Source organism: Ramlibacter cellulosilyticus (genome assembly GCF_014297465.1).
Classification (GTDB): Bacteria; Pseudomonadota; Gammaproteobacteria; order Burkholderiales; family Burkholderiaceae_C; genus Ramlibacter; species Ramlibacter cellulosilyticus.
Window position 1 is genome coordinate 78,826 of the sequence record NZ_JACORT010000011.1, and the last position, 23,291, is coordinate 102,116.

The 23,291-nt window shown below is 69.1% G+C and carries 24 protein-coding genes; 3 read left to right on the forward strand and 21 right to left on the reverse strand.

Annotated features, from left to right (window positions below; genetic code table 11):
* The first annotated feature begins 49 nt into the window (after positions 1–49).
* Together H8N03_RS21605 and H8N03_RS21610 are read left to right on the forward strand one after the other, a co-directional pair.
* A complete protein-coding gene (locus H8N03_RS21605; protein WP_187078413.1) occupies positions 50–1,450 on the forward strand; it encodes an MFS transporter in 1,401 nt (466 codons plus the stop codon).
* A 7-nt stretch (positions 1,451–1,457) separates the two neighbouring features.
* Positions 1,458–2,219: a class II glutamine amidotransferase gene (locus H8N03_RS21610; RefSeq protein ID WP_187078299.1), complete on the forward strand. Its 762-nt coding sequence runs from the start codon at positions 1,458–1,460 to the stop codon at positions 2,217–2,219.
* A gap of 134 nt (positions 2,220–2,353) precedes the next feature.
* Here the strand turns inward: H8N03_RS21610 and gshB are convergent, their stop codons facing one another.
* From gshB to H8N03_RS21690, 16 genes are all read right to left on the reverse strand, one after another.
* On the reverse strand, positions 2,354–3,316 hold the full coding sequence (gene gshB / locus H8N03_RS21615; RefSeq protein ID WP_187078300.1) for a glutathione synthase: 963 nt from the start codon (positions 3,314–3,316) through the stop codon (positions 2,354–2,356).
* A gap of 20 nt (positions 3,317–3,336) precedes the next feature.
* Positions 3,337–4,284, reverse strand: a complete 948-nt coding sequence (locus H8N03_RS21620; RefSeq protein ID WP_187078301.1) for an alpha/beta fold hydrolase — start codon at positions 4,282–4,284, stop codon at positions 3,337–3,339.
* Between the two features lie 5 nt (positions 4,285–4,289).
* Positions 4,290–5,759: a flavin-containing monooxygenase gene (locus tag H8N03_RS21625; RefSeq protein ID WP_187078302.1), complete on the reverse strand. Its 1,470-nt coding sequence runs from the start codon at positions 5,757–5,759 to the stop codon at positions 4,290–4,292.
* 2 nt (positions 5,760–5,761) lie between these two features.
* Entirely contained in the window at positions 5,762–6,616 is an 855-nt protein-coding gene (locus H8N03_RS21630; RefSeq protein ID WP_187078303.1) for an SDR family NAD(P)-dependent oxidoreductase, read from the reverse strand.
* Between the two features lie 67 nt (positions 6,617–6,683).
* Positions 6,684–8,552: a potassium transporter Kup gene (locus tag H8N03_RS21635; protein WP_187078304.1), complete on the reverse strand. Its 1,869-nt coding sequence runs from the start codon at positions 8,550–8,552 to the stop codon at positions 6,684–6,686.
* 117 nt (positions 8,553–8,669) lie between these two features.
* Positions 8,670–9,962 carry a glutamate--cysteine ligase gene (gene gshA / locus H8N03_RS21640; protein ID WP_187078305.1) on the reverse strand — a complete coding sequence of 431 codons (1,293 nt, stop codon included), beginning with the start codon at positions 9,960–9,962 and terminating at the stop codon, positions 8,670–8,672.
* Positions 9,963–10,083: 121 nt separating this feature from the next.
* The gene (locus tag H8N03_RS21645; protein WP_187078306.1) at positions 10,084–11,364 is read right to left on the reverse strand and encodes a glutamate-5-semialdehyde dehydrogenase; all 1,281 of its coding nucleotides are present in this window, start codon (positions 11,362–11,364) and stop codon (positions 10,084–10,086) included.
* Between the two features lie 7 nt (positions 11,365–11,371).
* Entirely contained in the window at positions 11,372–12,442 is a 1,071-nt protein-coding gene (holA, locus tag H8N03_RS21650; protein ID WP_187078307.1) for a DNA polymerase III subunit delta, read from the reverse strand.
* Positions 12,443–12,615: 173 nt separating this feature from the next.
* On the reverse strand, positions 12,616–12,798 hold the full coding sequence (locus H8N03_RS21655; protein WP_187078308.1) for a hypothetical protein: 183 nt from the start codon (positions 12,796–12,798) through the stop codon (positions 12,616–12,618).
* Between the two features lie 4 nt (positions 12,799–12,802).
* Positions 12,803–14,059 carry an ornithine--oxo-acid transaminase gene (rocD, locus tag H8N03_RS21660; protein WP_187078309.1) on the reverse strand — a complete coding sequence of 419 codons (1,257 nt, stop codon included), beginning with the start codon at positions 14,057–14,059 and terminating at the stop codon, positions 12,803–12,805.
* Between the two features lie 160 nt (positions 14,060–14,219).
* On the reverse strand, positions 14,220–14,762 hold the full coding sequence (locus H8N03_RS21665) for an LPS-assembly lipoprotein LptE (protein WP_187078310.1): 543 nt from the start codon (positions 14,760–14,762) through the stop codon (positions 14,220–14,222).
* A 2-nt stretch (positions 14,763–14,764) separates the two neighbouring features.
* Entirely contained in the window at positions 14,765–17,380 is a 2,616-nt protein-coding gene (gene leuS, locus H8N03_RS21670; RefSeq protein WP_187078311.1) for a leucine--tRNA ligase, read from the reverse strand.
* A 107-nt stretch (positions 17,381–17,487) separates the two neighbouring features.
* Complete coding sequence (locus H8N03_RS21675) at positions 17,488–17,904, reverse strand: ExbD/TolR family protein (protein WP_187078312.1); 417 nt, start codon at positions 17,902–17,904, stop codon at positions 17,488–17,490.
* 2 nt (positions 17,905–17,906) lie between these two features.
* Positions 17,907–18,569, reverse strand: a complete 663-nt coding sequence (locus tag H8N03_RS21680) for a MotA/TolQ/ExbB proton channel family protein (protein WP_187078313.1) — start codon at positions 18,567–18,569, stop codon at positions 17,907–17,909.
* A gap of 10 nt (positions 18,570–18,579) precedes the next feature.
* Complete coding sequence (gene dapB / locus H8N03_RS21685) at positions 18,580–19,455, reverse strand: 4-hydroxy-tetrahydrodipicolinate reductase (protein WP_187078314.1); 876 nt, start codon at positions 19,453–19,455, stop codon at positions 18,580–18,582.
* Positions 19,456–19,462: 7 nt separating this feature from the next.
* Entirely contained in the window at positions 19,463–20,020 is a 558-nt protein-coding gene (locus tag H8N03_RS21690) for an outer membrane protein assembly factor BamE (RefSeq protein WP_435531678.1), read from the reverse strand.
* Between the two features lie 53 nt (positions 20,021–20,073).
* Here H8N03_RS21690 and fur point away from each other — a divergent pair, with 53 nt between their 5' ends.
* The gene (fur, locus tag H8N03_RS21695) at positions 20,074–20,502 is read left to right on the forward strand and encodes a ferric iron uptake transcriptional regulator (RefSeq protein WP_187078316.1); all 429 of its coding nucleotides are present in this window, start codon (positions 20,074–20,076) and stop codon (positions 20,500–20,502) included.
* A 137-nt stretch (positions 20,503–20,639) separates the two neighbouring features.
* Here the strand turns inward: fur and hprK are convergent, their stop codons facing one another.
* The 5 genes from hprK to H8N03_RS21720 form a co-directional block, all read right to left on the reverse strand.
* Complete coding sequence (gene hprK / locus H8N03_RS21700; RefSeq protein ID WP_187078317.1) at positions 20,640–21,590, reverse strand: HPr(Ser) kinase/phosphatase; 951 nt, start codon at positions 21,588–21,590, stop codon at positions 20,640–20,642.
* A gap of 13 nt (positions 21,591–21,603) precedes the next feature.
* The gene (locus tag H8N03_RS21705) at positions 21,604–22,071 is read right to left on the reverse strand and encodes a PTS sugar transporter subunit IIA (protein WP_187078318.1); all 468 of its coding nucleotides are present in this window, start codon (positions 22,069–22,071) and stop codon (positions 21,604–21,606) included.
* Between the two features lie 111 nt (positions 22,072–22,182).
* Positions 22,183–22,512, reverse strand: coding sequence for a ribosome hibernation-promoting factor, HPF/YfiA family (hpf, locus tag H8N03_RS21710; RefSeq protein WP_187078319.1), 330 nt, complete (start codon positions 22,510–22,512; stop codon positions 22,183–22,185).
* 246 nt (positions 22,513–22,758) lie between these two features.
* Entirely contained in the window at positions 22,759–22,929 is a 171-nt protein-coding gene (locus H8N03_RS21715) for a hypothetical protein (RefSeq protein ID WP_187078320.1), read from the reverse strand.
* 22 nt (positions 22,930–22,951) lie between these two features.
* On the reverse strand, positions 22,952–23,152 hold the full coding sequence (locus H8N03_RS21720) for a hypothetical protein (RefSeq protein ID WP_187078321.1): 201 nt from the start codon (positions 23,150–23,152) through the stop codon (positions 22,952–22,954).
* Between the last annotated feature and the right edge of the window lie 139 nt (positions 23,153–23,291).

Below are 23,291 nucleotides of genomic sequence, written 5' to 3' on the forward strand. Positions count from 1 at the left end.
CATCGCCGAACTGAGCGCGCGCCACGGGCCGCGCTACCGCTGGCTGCTGATGTTCTCCGTGATGGTGGGCACGATGGCGTCGCTGATGTCGGCCACCGTCGTCAACGTCGCCATCCCCGGGATGAGCCACGCCTTCGCGCTGAACCAGGAGCGCGCGCAGTGGGTGTCCTCCGGCTTCATGGTGGCCATGACGGTGTCCATGCTCACCACGCCCTGGCTGCTGTCACGCTTCGGCTACCGCCGCACCTACGACGGCACCATGGTGCTGCTGCTGGTCGGCGGCATCGTGGGCGGCGTGGCGCCCTGGTTCCCGCTGGTCCTCGCGGCACGCGTCGCCGAAGGCCTGGCCGCCGGCGTCGTGCAGCCGATCCCCGCGATCATCATGATGCGCGCCTTCGCGCCCTCCGAGCAGGGACGGGCGAGCGGCATGTTCGGCATGGGCGTGGTGCTCGCGCCCGCGCTGGGGCCCAGCATCGGCGGCATCCTCGTGGACCTGTGGGGCTGGCGCTCGATCTTCTTCATGGTGATCCCTTTCTGCCTCGCGGCGATCTGGCTCGCGCACCGCTACCTGCCGGTGAGCGCGCCGGGCGGCAGCGATCCCGGCAAGCACGCCGCGTCGCTCGACTGGCGCGGGTTGCTGCTCGGGTCCGCGGGAACGCTGGCCCTGCTGAACGGGCTGCTGGAAATCCGTGGCGGCGACCGCTGGCTGGCGATCGGCCTGCTGGCGTTCGCCGTCGCGTGCTTCGTCGCGATGACGCTCTGGCTGCGCCGCGCCAAGGCGCGCGGCCAGGATGCGCTGCTGGATCTCGCGGTGTTCCGCCACCGCGCCTACGCGATCGGCAGCCTCGTCGCCTTCATCTACGGCATCGCGCTGTACGGCTCCACCTACCTGCTGCCCGTGTTCATGCAATTGGGACTGGAACTGCCCGCCTCGCACGTCGGCACCATCCTGCTGCCGTCCGGTTTCGTGCTCGCGGTGACGATCGGCATCGCCGGCCGGCTGACGCGCCGCCTGCCGACCAACGTGATGGTCAGCGGAGGCCTCGCGCTGCTGGCCGCGTCGTTCGCGCTGATGCCGACCGTGACCCTGCAGACGGGCCTGGCGCTGCTGGTCGCGTGGGCCATCCTGGGCCGCATCGGGCTCGGCTTCGTGCTGCCCTCCCTGAACCTCGGCGCCATGCGCCCGCTGGACAAGGGCGAGATCCCCCAGGGCGCCAGCCTCATCAACTTCCTGCGCATGCTGGGCGGCGCCGCGGGCGTGAGCCTGTGCGCCATCGTGCTGGAGTGGCGGCTGGCCGCGCACGGCACCGGGCTCGCGGGGCCGACGAGCGTCGAGCGGCTGGCGGCCTTCAACGAATCCTTCCTGATGCTCGCGGGCATCTGCGCGATCGCGATGATTTCCGCGTGGCAACTGAAGGGGCCCCCACAAGGCGACCTGCCTCCCCAATAATCGGGGCATGTGCCAGCTGATGGGGATGAACTGCAACACGCCGACGGACGTGACGTTCAGCTTCGCCGGCTTCGCGCAGCGCGGCGGCCGCACCGACCACCACGCGGACGGGTGGGGCATCGCGTTCTTCGAGGGCAAGGGCCTGCGCCACTTCGTGGACCACCAGCCCGCCTGCGAGTCTCCCGTCGCGGAGCTCATCCGCCGCTACCCGATCAAGAGCCGCAACGTCATCTCGCACATCCGCAAGGCGACGCAGGGCGAGGTCGCGCTGCAGAACTGCCACCCCTTCGTGCGCGAGCTGTGGGGCCGCTACTGGGTGTTCGCGCACAACGGCGACCTGCAGGGCTTCGAGCCGCGGCTGCACGCGAACTTCCGGCCGGTCGGAACGACGGACAGCGAGCGGGCTTTCTGCTGGCTGCTGCAGGAGATGTGGAAGTCCCACGCGGACACGCCGAGCGTGGAGGAACTGACGCTCACGCTGCGCGAACTCACCCCGCGCATCGCGAAGCACGGCCGCTTCAACTTCCTGCTGTCGAACGGCGACGCGCTGTGGGCGCATTGCTCCACCAACCTCTGGTACGTGGAGCGCAAGCATCCCTTCTCCCACGCGCAACTCGCGGACGAGGACCTGAGCATCGACTTCGCGCAGCACACGACGCCGCAGGACCGGGTGGCGGTCGTGGTGACGGCGCCGCTCACGACCAACGAGCAGTGGACGCAGTTCCAGCCGGGGGAGTTGAAGGTGTTCGTGGACGGGGAGGTCCGCTGACGCAGGCGGTGGGGTTCGCTGCGCTCACCGTCCGCGGCTCTCGCCGCGCCACCCTACATCCGATGGCGCATCCCATGTAGGGTGGGCCGGCGAACGCCGGCGAAGGTGAGCGAAGCGAACCCCACCGACGCGACTCAGATCACCGTCCGATCCCGGTCGACCGCCTCCTCCAGCGCATCGACGAACATCGCCGGCACGTCGAAGCCGGTCTGGTTCGTGATCTCCTGGAAGGCCGTGGGGCTCGTCACGTTGATCTCCGTGAGGCAGTCGCCGATCACGTCCAGGCCCACCAGCAGCAGGCCGCGCTCCGCGAGCAGCGGGCCGACCGTCTCGGCGATCTCGCGGTCGCGCTCGGAGATGGGCTGCGCCACGCCCTTGCCGCCGGCGGCCAGGTTGCCGCGGACCTCGGTGCCCTGCGGGATGCGCGCGAGGCAGAACGGGGCCACCTTGCCGCCGATCACCAGCACGCGCTTGTCGCCGTGGATGATCTCGGGCACGAAGCGCTGCACCATGATCGTCGTCGCGCCGTGGTGGTTCAGGGTCTCGATGATGGAGCCGAGGTTGAGCCCGTCGGGGCCGACGCGGAAGATGCCCATCCCGCCCATGCCGTCGAGGGGCTTGAGGATGATGTCGCCGTGCTCCGCATGGAACTCGCGCACTTCGTCGGCGGAACGCGTCACCAGCGTGGGGCTCACGAACTGCGGGAACTCCAGGATGGCGAGCTTCTCCGGGTGGTCGCGCAGCGCGGAAGGACGGTTGAAGACCTTCGCGCCTTCGCGCTGCGCCTGCTCCAGCATGTGGGTGGCGTAGAAGAACTCGGTGTCGAAGGGCGGGTCCTTGCGCATCAGCACCGCGTCGAAGTCGCGCAGCGCCCGGCGCTCGGTGCGCTGCACCTGGAACCATTCTTCCTCCGTGCCGGTCAGCGCGATCTCGCGCACGTCCGCGTGCACCAGGCCGCCGGAGCGCCAGCTCAGGTGGCGCGGCTCGCAGGCCGAGATGCGGTGGCCGCGGCGCTGCGCCTCGCGCATCATCGAGAAGGTGGTGTCCTTGTAGGTCTTGAAGACCTCGAGCGGGTCGGCAACGAAAAGAATGTTCATCAGGGTGGATGTTGCCCGATTCAGCGCAGGCTCGCCCGCGCCGCCTCTTCCAGCCATGCCGCCGTCGCGGCTGGCTGCGTCACCGGCAGCATGTGGCCGCCCGGCACGACCGTGAGCTGCGCCTGCGGTACCTGCGCGCACAGGCCCTCGCCCTGGGCCCGCCAGTCCAGCACCGCGTCGCCTTCGCCGTACAGCACGCGCACCGGCAGCCGCAGCTCGCCGTAGCGCTTCTGCTGGAAGGGCAGGTCGTCCTCCAGCGCGATCATGTCTTCCGACGCGGCGCAGAACGCCGAGGGGCGCAGGCCCAGCATGCCGCCGCCGCGCACGCCGAAGTCGTCCGGCGCCGGTTCGGGCGCGAAGACCGCGCGCACGGCTTTACGCATGGTGAGGATGCCGACCGGCACCGCGAGCGTCCAGGCGATGGAGCGCCGCAGCCAGGCGCGGCGGACCGCGAGCGGCCGGAAGGGCTCGGCCACGTCGCGCACCTGGTGCGTCAGCGGCGCGATCAGCGCCAGTCCGGCGATGGCTTCCGGGTCCTGCAAGGCGGCCGACAGGGCGATCGCGCCGCCCAGCGAATGCCCGACCAGCAGCGGGGGCTGCGGCAGGCGCAGCGCGCGGATGAAGTCGGCGATCAAGCGGCCCTGCGCGGCGACGCCGCACTTCGTCGCATCCGCGCGCGGCGAGCGCCCCGACCCCGGCCGGTCGACGAGGATCACCCGCCAGCGCTGCGCGAGCGCCTCGAGCGGCAGGTAGTCGAAATTCTTCATCTGCCCGGCGAGCCCGTGCACCATGACGAGCGCCGGCCCGGTGCCGAGCGAGCGGTAGTGGATGCGCTCGCCGCCCAGTTCGAGGAACCCGCCTTCGGGCGGGAAGGCCTTCGTGATCCGCGAGGCGACCACGGCGGTGAGCAGCGCGAACGCCGCGAGTGCGGCGACGACGATGAGCAGCAGCGCGAGGAGGAGATGCATGCGTGTCAGCGCACCGGCTCGCCCTGGCGGCCGAAACGCAGCGCGCCGTCGCGCAGCGGCGCGAGCTTCAGGGAGAGCAGGTCGAGCAGGTAGTTCTGGTAGATGCGCCAGGGCTTGCGCGTGCCTTGCCGCGGCAGGGCGTCGGCCGCGCGCTGGATGTAGCCGGATTGCAGGTCGAGCGCGGGACGCGTATCGCCCGCGTCGCCTTCGTGCACGGCCACCGCGACGTCCAGGCGGTGGTCGCGCAGGTAGTTCAGGACGCGGCACACCTGGCGCGCGATCAGTTCCGCCTTGAGCGTCCAGGACGCATTGGTGTAGCCCATGGCGAGGGCGAAGTTCGGCACGCCCGCGAGCATCATCCCCTTGTACGAAAGCGCCTGCGCCACCTCCACCGGGCGCCCGTCCACGGTGATGCGCGCGCCGCCGAACAGCTGCAGCTGCAGGCCGGTGGCGGTGACCACGACGTCGGCCGGCAGGTCCTCGCCCGAAGCGAGGCGCAGGCCCGCGGGCGTGAAGCGCTCGATGCGGTCCGTCACGACGGATGCGCGCCCGGCGCGCAGCGCGGCGAACAGGTCGGCATCGGGGACGATGCACAGGCGCTGGTCCCAGGGCTGGTAGCGGGGCTGCAGGTGCCGCACGTCGACGCCGCTCCTGCGCTGCGCCTGCTGCACGAGCCAGCGGCCCATCGCCTCCGGCCGGCGACGCGCGAGCTGGTAGATCGCCGCGGCGATCAGGATGTTCTTCCAGCGGATCACGCGGTACGCGAAGCGGCGCGGCAGCAGCGCCTGCAGGAAGCGGCCGACCCCATCGCGCGCGGGGATCGCGAGGATGTAGCTGGGCGAGCGCTGCAGCATCGTGACGTGCGCCGCCTGCTGCGCGAGCGCGGGGATCAGCGTGACGGCGGTGGCACCGCTGCCGACGACGACGACGCGCTTGCCGGTGACGTCCAGGCCTTCGGGCCAGTGCTGCGGATGCACCACCTGGCCCGCGTACGCGGCGCGGTCCGGGATCTCCGGCTCGTGGCCGTGCGCGTAGTCGTAGTAGCCGCTGCAGAAGAACAGGAAGCGGCAGCGCACCGTGCGCGCTTCGCCGGCCGCATCGACCTGCACGGTCCAGCGCGCATCGGTGCTGCTCCACGCGGCGCCCGTCACGCGGTGGCGGAAGCGGATGGCGGGCAGCAGGCCCTCCTCGCGCGCCGTGTCGCGGACGTAGTCGCGGATGGCGGGGCCCAGCGCGGTGATCGCATCGCTGGTCCAGGGCCGGAAGGTGAAGCCCAGGGTGAACATGTCGGAGTCCGAGCGCACGCCGGGGTAGCGGAACAGGTCCCAGGTGCCGCCGATCGCATCGCGCCCTTCCAGGATCACGAAGCTGCGGTCCGGGCACTCCGTGCGCAGGTAGTGCCCGGCCGAGATGCCGGAGATGCCGGCACCGACCACCACCACGTCGTATTCGGTCGCGAGGCTGCTGTCCGCCATGTTCAGGATCCCCCCGCCTCCTGCCGCAGGCGCTCGGCGCGACGCATCACGAGGCGCTGGTAGCCGGGCCCGAGGAGGCGCGCCATGATATCCACCACCCGGGCATCGGGACCGACAAGGACGCGACTCGCATTGCGCCGCACGCCGGACAGGATGCGGCGGGCGGCGGCTTCCGGCGAGGTGACCTGGATCATGCGTTCGCCCTGCGCGCGGAAGGCGTCCGCGTCCTGCCCCGTCATGCGCGTGACGGCCTCGTCCACCCGCTGGCTGCGCACGATGCCGGTGGCGACGCCGCCGGGGTGCACGCAGGTCACGCCCACCGGCGCGCCTTCGAGCAGCAGTTCCATCCGCAGCGCCTCGGTGTAGCCCCGCACCGCGAACTTGCTCGCGTTGTAGGCGGACTGGGTCGGCATGGCGATCAGGCCGAACACGCTGGAGAGGTTGACCACGTGGCCGTCGCCGCTCGCGCGCAGGTGCGGGAGGAAGGCCTGCGTGCCGTGGACCACACCCCAGAAGTTGATGGCCATCAGCCACTCGAAATCCTCGGGGCGCACGGTCTCCGCGGCGGCAGCGAGGGCCACGCCGGCGTTGTTGAACACGAGGTTCACCTGACCGTGCCCGGCGCGGCAGCGTCCGGCCCAGGCGAAGACCGCGGCACGATCGGCGACGTCGACACGCGTGGTGGTGCAGCCAGCGCCCGGGGCGGCGACCAGGCGCACCGTCTCGGCGAGCCCTGCCTCGTCGAGGTCCGCCAGCGCAAGACGGGCGCCTTCGCGCGCCAGTTCCACGGCCAGGGCGCGGCCGATGCCGGAGGCCGCGCCGGTGATCGCGGCGACCTTGCCACGGAAGTCCTTCATCCGTCCCCTCCCCGCCTGCCTTCGCGCAGGCGTGCGGGCGGAGTATGGACCAGCCGGACCGGCCCGCCTAGATCTCGACCTTGCTGCCCAATTCCACGACGGAGTTGTTCGGGAGGTTGAGGAAGTCGGCGGCCGCGCTCGCGTTGTGGTGCATCTGCGCGAACAGCTTCTCGCGCCAGCCGGCCATGCCGCCGCCGATGCTGGGCACCACCACGTCGCGCGAGAGGAAGTAGCTGGTGGTCATGGGTTCCAGCTCGCAGCCGCGGGCGCGGATCTGCTCCAGCGCGCGGGGCACGTCGGGGTCGTTCTTGAAGCCGTAGTGCAGGATCACCTGCCAGCAGTCGTGGCCCAGCGACTCGATCTCCGCGCGCTTGTCCAGGCCCACCCAGGGCACCTCGTGGTTGCGGACGGTGACGAAGAGGTTGTGCTCGTGCAGTACCTTGTTGTGCTTCAGGTTGTGCAGCATCGCATTGGGCACCGTCCCCGGTTCCGCCGTCAGGAACACCGCCGTGCCCGGCACGCGCAGCGGCGGCTGCGAGAACACCGACTCCAGGAAGCTCTTGAGGTCGATCGCATCGGTGCGCAGCTTCTCGTTGAGGATCTTGCGACCCCGCTTCCACGTCGTCATCAGCGTGAAGATGAAGCCGCCGATCATGAGGGGGAACCAGCCGCCGTCCACCAGCTTGAGCAGGTTGGAGCTGAAGAAGGCGAAGTCCACGACGAAGAACCAGCCCGTCGCCGCCCAGCACAGCGCAAGGGGGTAGCCCCAGCCGTAGCGGATGACGAAGAAGGTGAGCGTGGTGGTGATCAGCATGTCCAGCGTCACCGCGATGCCGTACGCGGCGGCGAGGTTGCTGGAGGAGCGGAACATGACCACGGCGATGACGATCGCGACGAACAGGCCCCAGTTGACCGCGGGCACGTAGATCTGGCCGGTGTCGCGCACGCTGGTGTGCTCCACGTTCAGGCGCGGCAGGTAGCCGAGCTGCACCACCTGCTTGGTCACGCTGAAGGCGCCGGTGATCAGCGCCTGCGACGCGATCACCGTCGCCATGGTCGCCAGCACCACGAGCGGCACCAGCGCCCAGTCCGGCGCCATCATGTAGAAGGGGTTCTTCACCGCTTCCGGATTGGCGATGAGCAGCGCGCCCTGGCCGAAGTAGTTGAGCGTGAGCGCCGGCATGACCGCGCCGAACCAGGCGAGGCGGATGGGCTTCTTGCCGAAGTGGCCCAGGTCCGCGTACAGCGCCTCGGCGCCCGTCACGCACAGCACCACCGCGCCGAGGATGATGAACGCCGTGCCCGGCTGCTGCCACATGAAGCGAACCGCGTAGTACGGCCACAGCGCCTTGAGGATCTCCGGGTGCTGCACGATGTGCGACACGCCCAGGACCGCGATCGTCATGAACCACACCAGCGTGATCGGCCCGAAGAAGCGCCCTATGCCGCTGGTGCCGCGCTTCTGCACGGCGAACAGCAGCAGCAGGATCACCAGCGTGAGCGGGATCACCCAGTCTTCCAGGTTCGGCGAGACGACCTTCAGGCCTTCCACGGCGGAGAGCACCGAGATCGCCGGTGTGATCACGCCGTCGCCATAGAACAGCGAGGTGCCGAAGATGCCCACCAGCAGCAGCACGCGGCGCAGCTTCGGCTTGTCCTTCACGGCCTGCGAGGCGAGCGCGAGCATCGCGATCAGCCCGCCCTCGCCGTTGTTGTCGGCACGCAGGACGAGCACCACGTACTTGATCGAGACGATGACGGTCAGCGTCCAGAAGAAGATGGACAGGACGCCGTAGACGTTGTCGGGCGTGAAGGGCACGTGCCCGGCGCCGAACACCTCCTTGACCGCGTAGAGGACGCTGGTCCCGATGTCGCCGTAGACGACACCGATGGCGCCGAGGGTCAGCGCGGCGAGCGACGATTTCGAGTTCTGCACGAACGGCCCCGTCCCGGACAGGGAACCGGCGGGGTCTTGAACTTGGGGTGCGTATTGTGCGCCCGACCGGCGGCGCGGGCAGGATTTTTGTTGCAGTGCAACAACCGCCGGTCGGCTCTAGTCGTAGGTCTCGGCGTCGGGATCGGTGGCTTCCAGCTCGTAGCTGGCGGCCAGCATGGCCAGGCGGCCGATCACCCCGTACATGTAGAACCGGTTCGGGGCGCTGGCGCCCGGCTTCTGGCCCGGCTGGGGTAAGCGCGTACTCTCCGCGAAAGCCAGCGGCACGAAGGCCGAACCCGGCGCGTTGAGGTTCTCGTCCGTGCCCCGTTCCGCGTGGATGCGGTAGAAGCCGCCGACCACGTAGCGGTCCATCAGGTACACCACCGGCTCGGCGACGGCGTCATTCATGCGCTCGGCGGTCAGCACGCCCTCCTGGATGATCACGTCGGTGATCGCCTGGCCGGTCTTGACCACGGGCGGCTTGTTCTTCGGCCGCTGGCGGAGGGCGTCGAGGTCCTTCACGTCGCGCACGGTCATGATGCCCATGCCCGAGGTGCCGTTGTCGGCCTTCACGACCACGAAGGGCTTCTCGTTGATGCCGTATTCCTTGTACTTCTTGCGGATCTTGGCGAGCAGCGCATCCACGTTGGTGCGCAGGCACTCCATGCCTTCCTGCTTGAAGAAGTCCAGCTCGCCGCAGCGGTTGAACAGCGGGTTCACCAGCCACGGGTCGATGCCCAGCATCTTGCCGAAGCGCTTGGCCACCTCCTCGTAGCTCTGGAAGTGGCGGCTCTTGCGCCGCACCGACCAGCCCGCGTGCAGCGGCGGCAGCAGGTACTGCTCGTGCAGGTCCTCCAGGATCCCCGGCGCGCCCGCCGTGAGGTCGTTGTTCAGGAGGATGGTGCAGGGGTCGAAGTTCTTCAGCCCCAGGCGCCGCTTGCTGCGCACCACCGGCTCCAGCGTCACCTTGTCGCCGCCGGGCAGTTCGACCGTCGTCGCCTTCTTGATGTCCGGGTCGATCGAGCCGACCTTCACGTTGAGGCCCGCCATGCGGAAGATCTTCTGCAGCTGGGCGATGTTGCTCAGGTAGAAGGTGTTCTTCGTGTTCTCGGGGACCACCAGCAGGTTCTTGGCCTCGGGGCAGATCTTCTCGATCGCCGCCATCGCCGCCTGCACCGCCAGCGGCAGCATGTCGGGCGTGAGGTTGTGCCAGCCGCCGGGGAACAGGTTGGTGTCGACGGGCGCCAGCTTGAAGCCGGCGTTGCGGATGTCCACCGAGCAGTAGAAGGGCGGCGTGTGCTCCATCCACTCCAGGCGGAACCAGCGCTCCACCGCGGGCATGGACTCGAGGATGCGCTGCTCGAGCTCGTTGATGGGGCCGGTCAGGGCCGTGATGAGGTGCGGAACCATCTAGTTCTTCTACTCGGTCTGCGTTACGTGGATCTTCCCAGTGCCGCCGCGGGTCCGGCTCTGCCGGGCCGCTGGGGGCGCCCCCTTGAGGGGGAGGCGCCGCAGGCGCTTCGGGGGTGGGTCATTCCCGGATTTCGCCGTCGCCCAACACGATCCATTTCAGGGATGTCAGTCCTTCGATGCCCACCGGCCCGCGCGCATGGAACTTGTCCGTGCTGATGCCGATCTCCGCGCCCAGGCCGTACTCGAAGCCGTCGGCGAAGCGCGTGCTGGCATTGACCATCACGCTGGCCGAATCCACCTCGCGCAGGAAGCGCTGGGCATGCATGTGGTCGCGCGTGACGATGGCGTCCGTGTGGTGCGAGGAATAGCGGTTGATGTGGGCGATGGCTTCGTCGATGCCGGCCACGACCTTCACGCTGATGATCGGCGCGAGGTACTCCTCGGACCAGTCCTGCTCGGTCGCGTCCTGCACGTTCGCCCCGCGCACCTGCGCGAGGATCGCCTTCGCCTCGGGGTCGCAGCGCATCTCCACGCCCTTGCCCGCGAAGATCGCGCCGATCTCCGGCAGGAAGGCCTTGGCCACGCCGCGCGCGACCAGCAGGCCCTCGCTCGCGTTGCAGGGGCTGTACTTCTGCGTCTTGGCGTTGTCGGTGATCCTGACGGCCATGGCGACGTCGCAGGGATCGTCGACATAGGTGTGGCAGTTGCCGTCCAGGTGCTTGATGACCGGCACCTTCGCCTCGCGCGAGATGCGCTCGATCAGGCTCTTGCCGCCGCGGGGGATGACCACGTCGACGGACTCGGGCATCGCGATCAGCTTCCCGACGGCTTCGCGGTCGGTGGTCTGCACCAGTTGCACGGCCTCCGCGGGCAGGCCGGCGTCGACCAGGGCCTGCTGCACCAGCTTCGCCAGCGCCTTGTTGGATTCGATCGCTTCCGAGCCCCCGCGCAGGATGCAGGCGTTGCCGCTCTTGATGGACAGGCTCGCGGCCTCGATCGTCACGTTCGGCCGGCTCTCGAAGATCATGCCGAACACGCCGAGCGGCACGCGCATCTGGCCCACGCGGATGCCGCTGGGCTGCTGCTTCATGCCGACCACCTCGCCGATGATGTCCGGCATGGTGGCGAGCTGCTCGCAGCCGACCGCCAGCGTCTCGATGATCTTCGGGGTGAGCTTCAGGCGGTCCACCATCGGCGCGGAGAGGCCTGCCGCGGTGGCGCGCTCGATGTCCTTGGCGTTGTCCCGCTGCAGCGATTCCACGTTGCCCCGCAGCAGCGCCGCCAGGCCGCGCAAGGCCTGGCCCTTCTCGGCAGCCGAGGCCGCGGCCATGCGCGCGGAGGCCGCCCGGGCCTGCAGGCCCAGGCTGGCGACGTACTCGGCGATATTCAGCGCATTCATAAGTTCATTATCCCCGGGCCGCCTTAGGCTGGGCTGAGCACTCCAGGCACAGGCCGAGCGCCAGCTTGTGCAAGGCCTGCCAGCCGTCGGTGGGCCAGCCGGGCGCCTTGAGGCCTTTCACGATCCCGTCCACCACATGGGCGCCGTGCAGCAGGTTTTCCAGGGTCGTGGTGGACAGGCGGGGCAGGACGCGCTCGAACAGCTTTTCCTTCAGGCCCCAGACCCGCTGTTCCCGCAGCGCCATGGGCAGCGGGCGGCCCTGCGCCATCGCGTCCTTCACCCGCTTGAGGGCCCGGATGTCCTCGGCCAGCGTGTAGTGCACCAGCACTTCCGCCTCGCCCTCGGCCTGCAGGCCGTCCAGCATGCGCTGCACGCGGGCCACCTGGCCGGCGAGGACCGCCTCGGACAGCTTGAAGACGTCGTAGCGGGCGACGTTGAGGACCGCGCTCTCGACCTGCTCGAAGCGCAGTTCGCCGGCGGGGTAGAGCAGCGCCAGTTTCTGGATCTCCTGGTGGGCGGCGAGCAGGTTGCCCTCGACCCGGTCGGCGAAGAACTGCAGGGTGCGCTGGCCCTCCTCGCCGGCGGCGACGCGCTGCTCGTTCTGCGCCAGGCGCTGCGCGATCCACTGCGGCAGCGCGTTGCGCTCCACCGGCTGGACCTCGATGGCGACGCCGGCGTTCTCCAGGGCCGCGAACCAGGCGGACTTCTTGGTCTGGAAGTCGAGGCGCGGCAGGAGCACCAGCGTCAGCGTGCTGTCGTTGCCCTGGGCGCTTTCGGCGACCTGCTGCAGGGCGGTGCTGCCGTCCTTGCCCGGCTTGCCGGAGGGGATGCGGATCTCGACGATCTGCTTGTCGGCGAAGAGGCTGAGCGACCCGCCGGCGGCGAGCACGGCGCTCCAGTCGAAGTGCGTGCCGGCGACGGTGTGCACGGTGCGCTCGGTGTAGCCCTGGGTCCGCGCCGCGGCCCGGATGGCGTCCGCGGCCTCCTGCACCAGCAGCGGCTCGTCGCCGTGCAGGGTGTAGAGGGGGCGGAGGGCGCGCTGGAGGTGCGGGGGGAGCTGGGCAGGGGCGAGCTGCATGGGGGGAGTTTAGCGGGGGCACGTCGGTGGGGTTCGTTTCACTCACCTTCCGTGGCTTCGCCACGCCACCCTACAAGGGACGCATCGCCGCGAACTTGCAGGGTGGCGCCGCGCCAGCGGCGGACGGTGAGCGAATGCGATCCCCACCGACGGCGCGCAGCGCCGCCGCCCGTTCACGGCAAGAGGGTCATCCACGCCGCCGCCACCAGCGCCACGACCAGCAGCAGGTAGATGAAACCGTGCTCCACGGCTTCGTACGACACCTTGCGCCCCGGCTTGCGGCCGAAGTTGACCAGCAAGGCCAGGGCGATCACGAGCAGCGTGACCGCGACGTACACCAGCCCGTCCGGAGCCATGGCGTCAGCCCTTGGCCAGCCCGAGTTCGCGGTGCCGCTGCACCACCACCTTGCGGAAGATCTCCACCGCCTCGTCCATCAGCTCGTACGTGATCGTCAAGGGCGGGGCGAAGCGGATCACCGTCTCGTGCGTTTCCTTCGACAGCACGCCCGCGGCCGCGAGGCGCTCCACCAGGTCGCGGGCGGTGGTGCAGGACGGCTCGATGTCCACGCCGATCCACAACCCGCGGCCGCGCACGTCGCGGATCAGCGGCTTCACCTCGGCCTGCACCTCGCGCAGCCGCCGGAACAGGTGTTCGCCCTTGGCGGCGCAGTTCGCGACCAGGCCCTCTTCCTCCAGCACCTTCAGGCCTTCCAGCGCCACCGCGGCCGCCAGCGCGTTGCCGCCGAAGGTGGAGCCGTGGCTGTTCGGCACGAACACCGACATCACCTTGTCGTCGGCGCAGAAGGCGCTCACGGGCAGCAGCCCGGCGCCGAGTGCCTTGCCCAGGATCAGCGCGTCCGGCCGGATGCCCTCGTGCTCGAACGCGAACCACTTGCCCGTGCGGCCCAGGCCCGCCTGCACTTCGTCGTCGATCAGCAGGACGTCGTTCGCCGTGCACCACTCGCGCAGCTCGCGGAAGAAGCCCGGCGGCGGCACCAGCACGCCCGCCTCGCCCTGGATCGGCTCGACCAGCACCGCGCACGTGTTCTCCGTCGCCGCGGCCTGGACGCTCGCCATGTCGCCGTAGTCGAAGTGCTGGAAGCCGCCGCAGAACGGCCCGAAGCCGGTGCGGTAGTCCTCCTCGCTCGAGAAACCGATGATCGTGGTGGTGCGGCCGTGGAAATTGCCGCGCGCGACCAGGATGCGCTGCTGCCCGTCGGGGATGCCCTTGACGCGGTGGCCCCAGCGGCGCGCGCACTTGATCGCGGTCTCCACCGCCTCGGCACCGGTGTTCATGGGAAGCGCGCGTTCGAAGCCCGTGACCTCGCTGAGCTTCTCCAGCAGCGGGCCGAGCGTGGTGCCGTAGTAGGCCCGGGACATCACCGCCACCTTCTCCAGCTGCCGGTGCGCGGCGGCCACGATGCGCGGATGCAGGTGCCCATGGCTCACGGAGGAGTAGGCGCTCATCATGTCGATGTAGCGGCGCCCCTCGACGTCCCAGACGAGGCAGTCCTTCGCGTGGTCGACGACCACCGGCACCGGCGCGTAGTTGCGGGCGCCGTAGCGCGCTTCCTTGCCGATGTACGACTGCGTGGCAGAGGTTCCGGTGGCGTCCATGGCGAAGCTCCCTGGTCTGGCCCCAAGATGGGGGCGCCGCGCGCGCGCCGCAAGCGCGCAAGCGCGGCAACAGCCGGAAGGTTGGCACCGCCGGACCGGCGGGGCTGTAGGACCGGTCGCGACGCCTGGCTGCGCCTTTTCCGACAGCGCAGCCGGGCGGTCAGGCCTGCGGGCGGACCGCCGCCAGCCGGCGCATGAGCTGCTGCACCAGGTCCGTCTGCATGTCGCGGTACAGCAGCGACTCTTCCGCCTCCTTGGCGAGCACGGCGGATTCGTTGAAGGAGATGTCGCGGTGCTGCTCCAGCTCGGTGTCCGGGATCAGCTCCCGGCCCTGCGCGTCGCGCACGCGGAAGCGGATGCGGCTGCGCAGCTGGAACTCGGTGACCTGGCCGCTGGAATTCAGGCCGACCACCACCTTTTCGCGCTGCTCCTGCAGCAGGTCGAAGGTGACCTGGCGCGTCGCGGACGCTGCCGCCGGTGCGGAGGCCGCGCTCGCGGCCGGCGCCGGTGCAGCCGCCGCGGTCAGCACGCGGACCTTGCCTTCCGCGGCGACGGAGCGCCGCAGCTCCGCGCCCAGCGGCGAGCTCTCCGGCGCGTTGACCACGAGCGTGTCGAAGGCGAAATCCGGCGGCTTGCGCAGCTGGAAGCCGCAGCCGGCCAGCAAGGCGGCGCCGGCGAAGGAGAACAGGGCTCTTCTCTGCATGCTCAGACCACCACGTTCACGAGCCGGCCCGGCACCACGACCACCTTCTTCGGCGAAGCCCCGCCACCGAACTTGGCGAAGCCCTCGCTGGCCAGCGCGATCTTCTCGATCTCCGCCTTGCCCGCATCCGCCGGCACCAGGATGGAGCCGCGCAGCTTGCCGTTCACCTGCAGCATCAGCTCGACTTCGTCCTGCCGCAGCGCGGCTTCGTCCACGCGCGGCCACGGCGCATCGAGCAGCTCGCCGGCCGCGGTGGCGTAGCCCAGCTCCTTCCACAGGCCGTGCGCGATGTGCGGCGTCACCGGGTACAGCACGCGCAGCAGCAGGCCGAAGCCTTCGCGCAGCGCGGCGCCGGCACCCGCGTCGCCCTCGCCCTTGAAGTCCTCCAGCGCGTTGAGCATCTTCATCGCGCCCGAGACCACGGTGTTGTACTGCATGCGCTGGTAGTCGTAGTCCACCTGCTTGAGCACCGTGTGCAGCTCGCGCCGCAGCGCCTGTGCCTGCTTGCCGTAGCTCGCCGCCTTCGTCTCGCTGCCCGCGCCCAGCTTCACGCCGAAGTTCCACACGCGGCGCAGGAAGCGGTAGCTGCCTTCCAGCGCGGCGTCGTTCCACTCGAGCGTGGCTTCCGGCGGCGCCGTGAACATCGTGTACAGGCGCGCGGTGTCGGCGCCGTACTTCTCGATCAGGTCCTGCGGGTCCACGCCGTTGTTCTTGGACTTGGACATCGTGGTCCAGCCCTCGTAGGTGACCGGCTGCCCGTCGGCCTTCGCCGTGGCGGAGATCACCTTCGCGTGCTCGTCGCGCTGGACGTCCAGCTCGTGCGCCCAGTAGTACTGCTTGCCCGTGGTCGTGCGCGAGAACGCCTCGTTGAGCACCATGCCTTGCGTGAGCAGCCTGGTGAACGGCTCGTCGATCTTCACCAGCCCCAGGTCGCGCATCACCTTGGTCCAGAAGCGCGCGTACAGCAGGTGCAGGATCGCGTGCTCGATGCCGCCGATGTACTGGTCCATCGGCATCCAGTAGTTCGTGCCGCCGGCGACCATGCGGGCATCGTCCTTCGGGTCGCAGTAGCGCATGAAGTACCAGGACGAATCCACGAAGGTGTCCATGGTGTCCGTCTCGCGGCGCGCGGCCTTGCCGCACACGGGGCAGGTGCAGGCGAGGAAGTCCTCGCGCTTGTTCAGCGGGTTGCCGCTGCCGTCCGGCACGCAGTCCTGCGGCAGCACCACGGGCAGGTCCTTCTCGGGCACCGGCACGGCGCCGTGCACGTCGCAGTGGATGATGGGGATCGGCGTGCCCCAGTAGCGCTGGCGGCTGATGCCCCAGTCGCGCAGGCGCCAGGTGGTCTTCTTCTCGCCGAGGCCCTTCTGCTCCAGGTGGTGGGCGACCGCATTCACGGCCTCCTGGTACTTGAAGCCGCTGAAGATGTCGGAGTTGATGGTGACGCCGTTTTCCTTGTCGGCGTACCAGTCCTGCCAGTGCTTGTAGTCGTACTCCTCGCCGTCGACGTGCACCACCTGCACGATGGGCAGGCCGTACTTGAGCGCGAAAGCGAAGTCGCGCTCGTCGTGGCCGGGCACGCCCATCACGGCGCCGTCGCCGTAGCCCATGAGCACGTAGTTGCCGACCCAGACGTCCACCGGCTCGTGCGTGAGCGGGTGCGTCACCCTCAGGCCGGTGGGCATGCCTTCCTTTTCCTTCAGCGCGAGCTCGGCCTCGGTGGTGCCGCCCTTCTTGCAGTCCTCGATGAACTGCGCCAGCTTCGGGTTGCTCTTCGCCGCGTGCGTGGCGAGCGGATGCTCCGGCGCCACGGCGACGAAGGTCACGCCCATGATCGTGTCCGCACGCGTGGTGAACACGTACATGCGGCCGTCGCCGATCGCCTTGCCGTCCTCGCCCTGGATGTCGTGCGTGAAGGCGAAGCGCACGCCCTCGCTGCGGCCGATCCAGTTCTCCTGCATCAGCTTCACGCGCTCGGGCCAGCCGCCCAGGTCCTCCTGCACGAACTGCAGCAGCTCCTGCGCGTAGTCCGTGATCTTCAGGTAGTAGCCGGGGATCTCGCGCTTTTCCACCACCGCGCCGGTGCGCCAGCCCTTGCCGTCGATCACCTGCTCGTTGGCCAGCACGGTCATGTCCACCGGGTCCCAGTTCACCACCTGGGTCTTGCGGTAGGCGATGCCCTTCTCCAGCATCTTCAGGAACAGCCACTGGTTCCACTTGTAGTAGCTGGGATCGCAGGTGGCGATCTCGCGCGACCAGTCGATGGCCAGGCCCATGGCCTGCATCTGGCCCTTCATGTACGCGATGTTCTCGTACGTCCACTTGGCCGGCGGCACCTTGTTCTTCAGCGCCGCGTTCTCCGCCGGCAGGCCGAAGGCGTCCCAGCCCATGGGCATCAGGACGTTGTAGCCGTTCATGCGCAGGTAGCGCGTCAACATGTCGTTGATCGTGTAGTTGCGCACGTGCCCCATGTGGAGCTTGCCCGAGGGATAGGGCAGCATGGAGCAGGCGTAGAACTTCTTCTTGCGCGCATCCTCCGTCACGCGGTAGGCATCGCGCGCGGTCCACTCGGCCTGGGCGGCCTTTTCCACCGCCAGGTGGTTGTACTTGTCTTCCATGATTGGCTGATTGTAGGGAGTAGGGGCTAGGGGCTAGGGGCTAGGGGCTAGGGGTCGCCGCTCCCTGGCCCCTAGCCCCTAACCCCTAACCCCTAGTCCCTGAGCCCCTACTTGCTCGGTTCCGCCACGAACCCGATGCGCGAGAGCCCCGCCTTGTGGGCGATCCCCATGACCTCCACCACCTTGCCGTAGGGGACACCCTGGTCGGCGCGCAGCTGGATCTCGGTCTCGGGATTCTGCTTCGCCGACGCCGCCAGCTGCGTCGCCAGCTGCTCCGGGCTCACGGCCTTGTCGTTCAGGAAAGCCTGTCCGGCCTTGTCGACCACGAGCGTCACGAATTTCGGGGCATCGCCGGGCTGCGTGCCCTCCGCCTTGGGCAGGTCCAGGCGGATGGAGCTGGCCAGCAGGGGCGCGGTGATGATGAAGATCACCACCAGCACCAGCATCACGTCCACCAGGGGCGTGACGTTGATCTCGCTCATCGGCGTGTCGCCCTGGGTGCGCTCCAGCCGGCCGAACGGCATGGCTACTCCGCCTCGGCCGGCTGGCGGGCGCCGTGGGTCAGCAGTTCGCGCAGGTCGAAGGCGAAGCCTTCCAGGTCCGCCTCGATGCGGGCGATCAGCCGGCCGAAGATGTTGTAGCCGAGCACGGCCGGGATGGCGACGGCCAGGCCGGCGGCGGTCATCACCAGCGCCTCGCCGACGGGGCCGGAAACCTTGTCGATGGTGATCTGGCCGGCATTGGCGATGCCGGTGAGCGCGTGGTAGATGCCCCAGACCGTGCCCAGCAGGCCGACGAAGGGCGCCGTCGACCCGACGGTGGCCAGCAGGACCTGCCCGAACTGCAGTCTGCCGAGCACCGCGTGCAACGCGCTGCGCAGGAGGCGCGTGAGCTGCTGCGACCGGTCGCCGGCCGCCGCGAGCGAGCCGGACGGGCTTTCCTCGCTGGCGGCGATCAGGGGCAGCACCAGGGCTTCGCGGTCGAAGGCCTGGACCTTCTGCCGGGCGTCGGCCAGCGACGCGGCCTGCCAGAAGGCGGCTGTACTGCGCGCGACGCCGGCGCGGGCCCGCTGCAGCATCCACGTCTTCCAGAGGATCACCACCCAGCTCGCCACCGACATGGCGAGCAACAGGACCGCCACCACCTGGGTGACGGCGTCGCCCTGGCGAAAGAGGTCGGTGAAACTCATGAATCCAGGTTCAGCGCAGGCCGAGGACGTCGAACATGTCGAACAGCCCCTTTTGCCGGCCGGCGAGGAAGCGCACGGCGCGCAGGCTGCCCTGGGCGTAGGTGGCGCGGCTCGCGGAGCGATGGGTGATCTCGATGCGCTCGCCGGTGCCCGCGAAGAGCACGGTGTGGTCGCCCACGATGTCGCCGCCGCGGATGGTCGAGAAGCCGATGGTGGACGGGTCGCGCTCGCCGGTGTGGCCGTAGCGCTCGTAGACCGCGCAGTCCTTGAGGTCGCGGCCCAGCGCAGCGGCGATGACCTCGCCCATCTTCAGCGCCGTGCCCGAGGGCGCGTCCACCTTGTGCCGGTGGTGCGCCTCGATCACCTCGATGTCGTAGCCGGTGGCCAGCGCCTTGGCGGCCATTTCCAGCAGCTTCATCGTGACGTTGACGCCCACGCTCATGTTGGGCGCCATCACGATGGCGATGTCCTTGGCCACGTCGGCGATCTGCGCCTTCTGCGCGTCGGTGAAGCCGGTGGTGCCGATCACGGCCTTCACGCCCTTCTCGCGGCACATCTTCAGGTGCGCGAGCGTGCCCTCGGGGCGCGTGAAGTCGATGAGGACGTGCGCATGCGACAGGCCGGTGGCGAGGTCCGCCGTCACCGGCACGCCGCTCGCGTGGCCCAGGAAGGCAGCGGCGTCGTTGCCGATCGCCGGGCTGGACGCGATGTCCAGCGCGCCGGCCAGGCGGCAGTCGTCCGAAGCGCGGATCGCCTCGATCAGCATGTGGCCCATGCGGCCGGACGCGCCGGCCACCGCCACCTGGTGCTGCGTGCTGCCGGCCGGCGGCGGCTGCACCGCACCGGTCACGGCCACGTTCCTCAGTGCCTGCGTGGTCTTTCCCATCGCGGCCTCAGCGCACCGACTCGAGCGGCGGGTAGCTGGTGGGCGGCGTGCCGGCGGCCGGCGCGGGGGCCGGCGCAGCGGAAGCCGTCGCGGCCGGCTGGTTCTTCGACTGGAAGGCCCGCAGCTCCGCCTCGGTCGCCTCCAGGCGCGGCACCTTGCCGAGCTTGCGCTTGTTGTCGAGGGTGGTGACGAACTCGGACTCGCTGGGCATCGGGTCGCCTTCCACGCGGTCCATCAGGTCGTCCTTGAAGAAGACGGCGAGGTGGCGCTTCTGCTCGTCGACGCCGCGGCGCTTGAGCGTGAAGACATAGTCCCAGCGGTCGCCGTGGAACAGGCTGGTCACCAGCGGCGTGCCGAGGATGTTGCGCACCTGCTCGCGGCTCATGCCCTTCTGCAGGGCCTCGACCTGTTCGCGCGAGATGAAGTTGCCCTGCACCACTTCCACCTTGTACGGCGTCAGGGTGTTGACGAGGCTGCGGGAGTAGCCGTCCACGGTGCTGCAGCCCGTGAGGGCGGCGAGGAACGCGGCGGCGGCCAGGACGCGGTGCCTCTGGGGCAGGGGCATGGCAGGCATGGAAGGGGCAGGCGATATGATCGGGGCATTGTAGCGGCAGCACCATGGCGAACATCGACGAACTCAAGAGCACGGGACTCAAGGCCACGCTGCCGCGGCTGAAGATCCTGGACGTCTTCCACAAGGGCTCGCAGCGGCACATGACGGCCGAAGACGTGTTCCGCGTGCTCCTGGAGGACCGCTCGGACATCGGCCTGGCCACCGTGTACCGCGTCCTCACGCAATTCGAGCAGGCCGGCATCCTCAGCCGCAGCCACTTCGAGAGCGGCAAGGCCGTCTACGAACTCAACGAAGGCCAGCACCACGACCACCTCGTGTGCCTGGACTGCGGCCGCGTGGAAGAGTTCTACGACGCCGAAATCGAGCGCCGCCAGAACGAAGTCGCCAAGCTCAAGGGCTTCGTGATCGAAGACCACGCGCTGAGCCTGTACGCGCACTGCACGAAGAATCCGTGCCCGCATAAGCCGAAGTAACGGGAGCGGGAACGGACTTCCGGAACGCAAAGGGCGCAAAAGCTACGCAAAGGACGCAAAAGAACAGCCCTTAAAAGGTTTTCTTTTGCGTCCTTTGCGAAATCTTTGCGCCCTCTGCGTTCGGATGTCCGCCTTCTTCAGCCGCCCTTTTCCATGGCACGGCGGTGCCGCTCGACGAACTCCTGGTACGTGTCCACGCCCCGCAGCTGCAGGATGGTGTTGCGCACGGCGGCTTCGACCAGCACGGCCATGTTGCGGCCGGCGACGACGGGGATGACGGCCTTGCGGACGGGGACGCCCAGCACGTCCTGCGTGAGGGGCTCGTAGGGCAGCCGCTCGTACTCGCGCTCCATGGTCTCGCGGCGCACGAGGTGCACGATGAGGCGCAGGCGCATCTTCCGCCGCACGGCCGTCTCGCCGAAGATCGCGCGGATGTCCAGCAGGCCGATGCCGCGCACCTCCAGCAGGTTCTGCAGCAGCTCGGGGCAGCGGCCCTCGATCGTCGTCTGGTTCACGCGGTAAAGATCCACCGCGTCGTCGGCCACGAGGCCGTTGCCGCGCGTGATCAGTTCCAGCCCCAGTTCGCTCTTGCCGAGGCCTGACTCACCCGTAATCAGCACGCCCAGGCCCAGGATGTCCATGAACACGCCGTGCATCGACGTGCGCTCGGCGAAGTGCTTGGACAGGTAGGCGCGCAGCACGTCGATGACGAAGGCCGACGGCTCCTGCGTGGCGAACATCGGGATCTGCGCCCGCTCGCACATCGAGAGCAGCGCGTCGGGCGCGGCCTGGCCGTCCGTCAGCACCAGCACCGGCGGCTCCAGCGTCACGATGCGCGCGATGCGGCGCTTGCAGTCGTCCTGCGTGGCGTTGGTGAGGTACGCGACCTCGCGCTCGCCGAGGATCTGCACCCGGTAGGGATGGATGTAATTGAGGTAGCCGACCAGGTCCGCGCCGGAGCGCGCCTTGCGCACGGCCACTTCGTCGAAGCGGCGCTCGGACGCGCCGAGGCCCGCGACCCATTCCCACTTGAGCTGCCCGCGGTGGTCCTCGAAGAGGACGTCGGCGCTGACGACGGTGGGCTTCAAGCGCGCACCGGCCTTACTGCGGCTGGGCCGAGTGCCAGTCGGCGATCAGCTGGTGCAGCTGCTTCGCGTCCGCGCTGTTGCGGATCCTCTCGCGCAGGGGGGCGTCGCTGAGCAGCTCGGCGATCTCGGAGAGGATCTCCAGGTGCTTCTGCGTCGCCGCTTCGGGCACCAGCAGGAAGATCAGCAGGTTGACGGGCTGCTCGTCCGGCGCGTCGAAGCCGATGGGGCTGGCGAGCTGGAACAGCGCCGCCATCGGCGCCTTCAGGCCCTTGATGCGCCCGTGCGGGATGGCGACGCCGTGGCCGAGCCCGGTCGAGCCGAGGCGTTCCCGGGCGAACAGGCTGTCGGTGATCAGAGCGCGCGACAGGCCGTGCAGGTTCTCGAAGAGCAGGCCGGCCTCCTCGAACGCCCGCTTCTTGCTCGTGGCGTCGACGCCGACCAGGACCTGGGCGGGCGGCAGGATGGACGCGAGGCGGTTCATGGTTAGGTGGGCGGATTATGCACCCGTGGCCGTGCACCGTTCCGCAACGGCCGACCTGACCGCGCCGATGACGAAAAAGGCCCGCGAACGGGCCTTGTTACGTCGTCGCCTTTACATCACGCGTTTGGGCGCGTCGCAGTGGTGGTCCTGCAGGCGGGTCTTGTGGCGGCCGACCTGGCGATCGAGCTTGTCCACGAGTTCGTCGAGCGCGGCGTACAGGTCGTGATGGGCGCTCTCCGCGAAGAGATCGTTGCCCTTCACGTGGATCCTGCATTCGGCGCGCTGCCTTCGTTCCTTCTCCTTCTGCTTTTCAACGGTGAGTAGTACCTTGATGTCCACGACCTGTTCGAAGTGACGGGTGATGCGATCGAGCTTGGTGGTCACGTAACTTCTCAGGGCGGGGGTGACTTCGAGGTGGTGACCGCTGATCGTCAGGTTCATGGAGCCTCCTGGTTGGTTGCAACGTGCGCCCTTGCGGCGCGGGGAAGGAATTCGCTCTCGGATCCGTGCGATTCACTATGCCCGCGGCCCCCGGGAAAGTCCATTGATTTCCCTCAAGGCTCAGGCGCGAATTCGCAAGGGAGCGCAACGCGTGCCGGCACCAAGACAAACGCGGCCCTCGAGGGGCCGCGCAAGCACGAACAGCGGCCGCCAGGCCGCTGTTGCTGAAGGTTCAGGAGATGCGGATCAACGCACGCGCCAGAGCGCAGCGGCGTCGAGGCGGTTCCACTGGCCGGCCGCCTTCGGGTGCGCCTGGGCACCGGGGCGCTCCAGGTTCGCGTGTTCGACACGTTCGGCCTGCGGCTTGTCGCGGGGCGTGTCGTTGTAGCGGTTGGTGGACTTGGGTTCCTTGTACATGTCGGACTCCGTGCGATGCGGCTTAGCTGCCGCTCTCGCTGGTGGGGGTGCGCTTCGGGGCCTGCGAGGAGGGGGTCGTCGGTTCCACGTACATCTGCGCGATGAACGGCCACGCGTGGCCGCTGCGGGACCGGCGGCCGGCCAGGGTGTTGTCCTTGGCCTCGGACGCGGCGGGACGCCAGTTCGAGCGGCTGGCATTCGGGTCGGTCGCTAGCTGGATCATCTCGGCTCCTTGCGGGGTCAGTACCGGGTGGGGGCCCGGGGGGATGGAGCCAATGTAGGGCGGCCTCCTGGACCGTGGTGTCGGACGTTCTGGCCCAGCCGTGTAGGATTTGTCCTGCGCCTCTACAGTAGTTCTACCG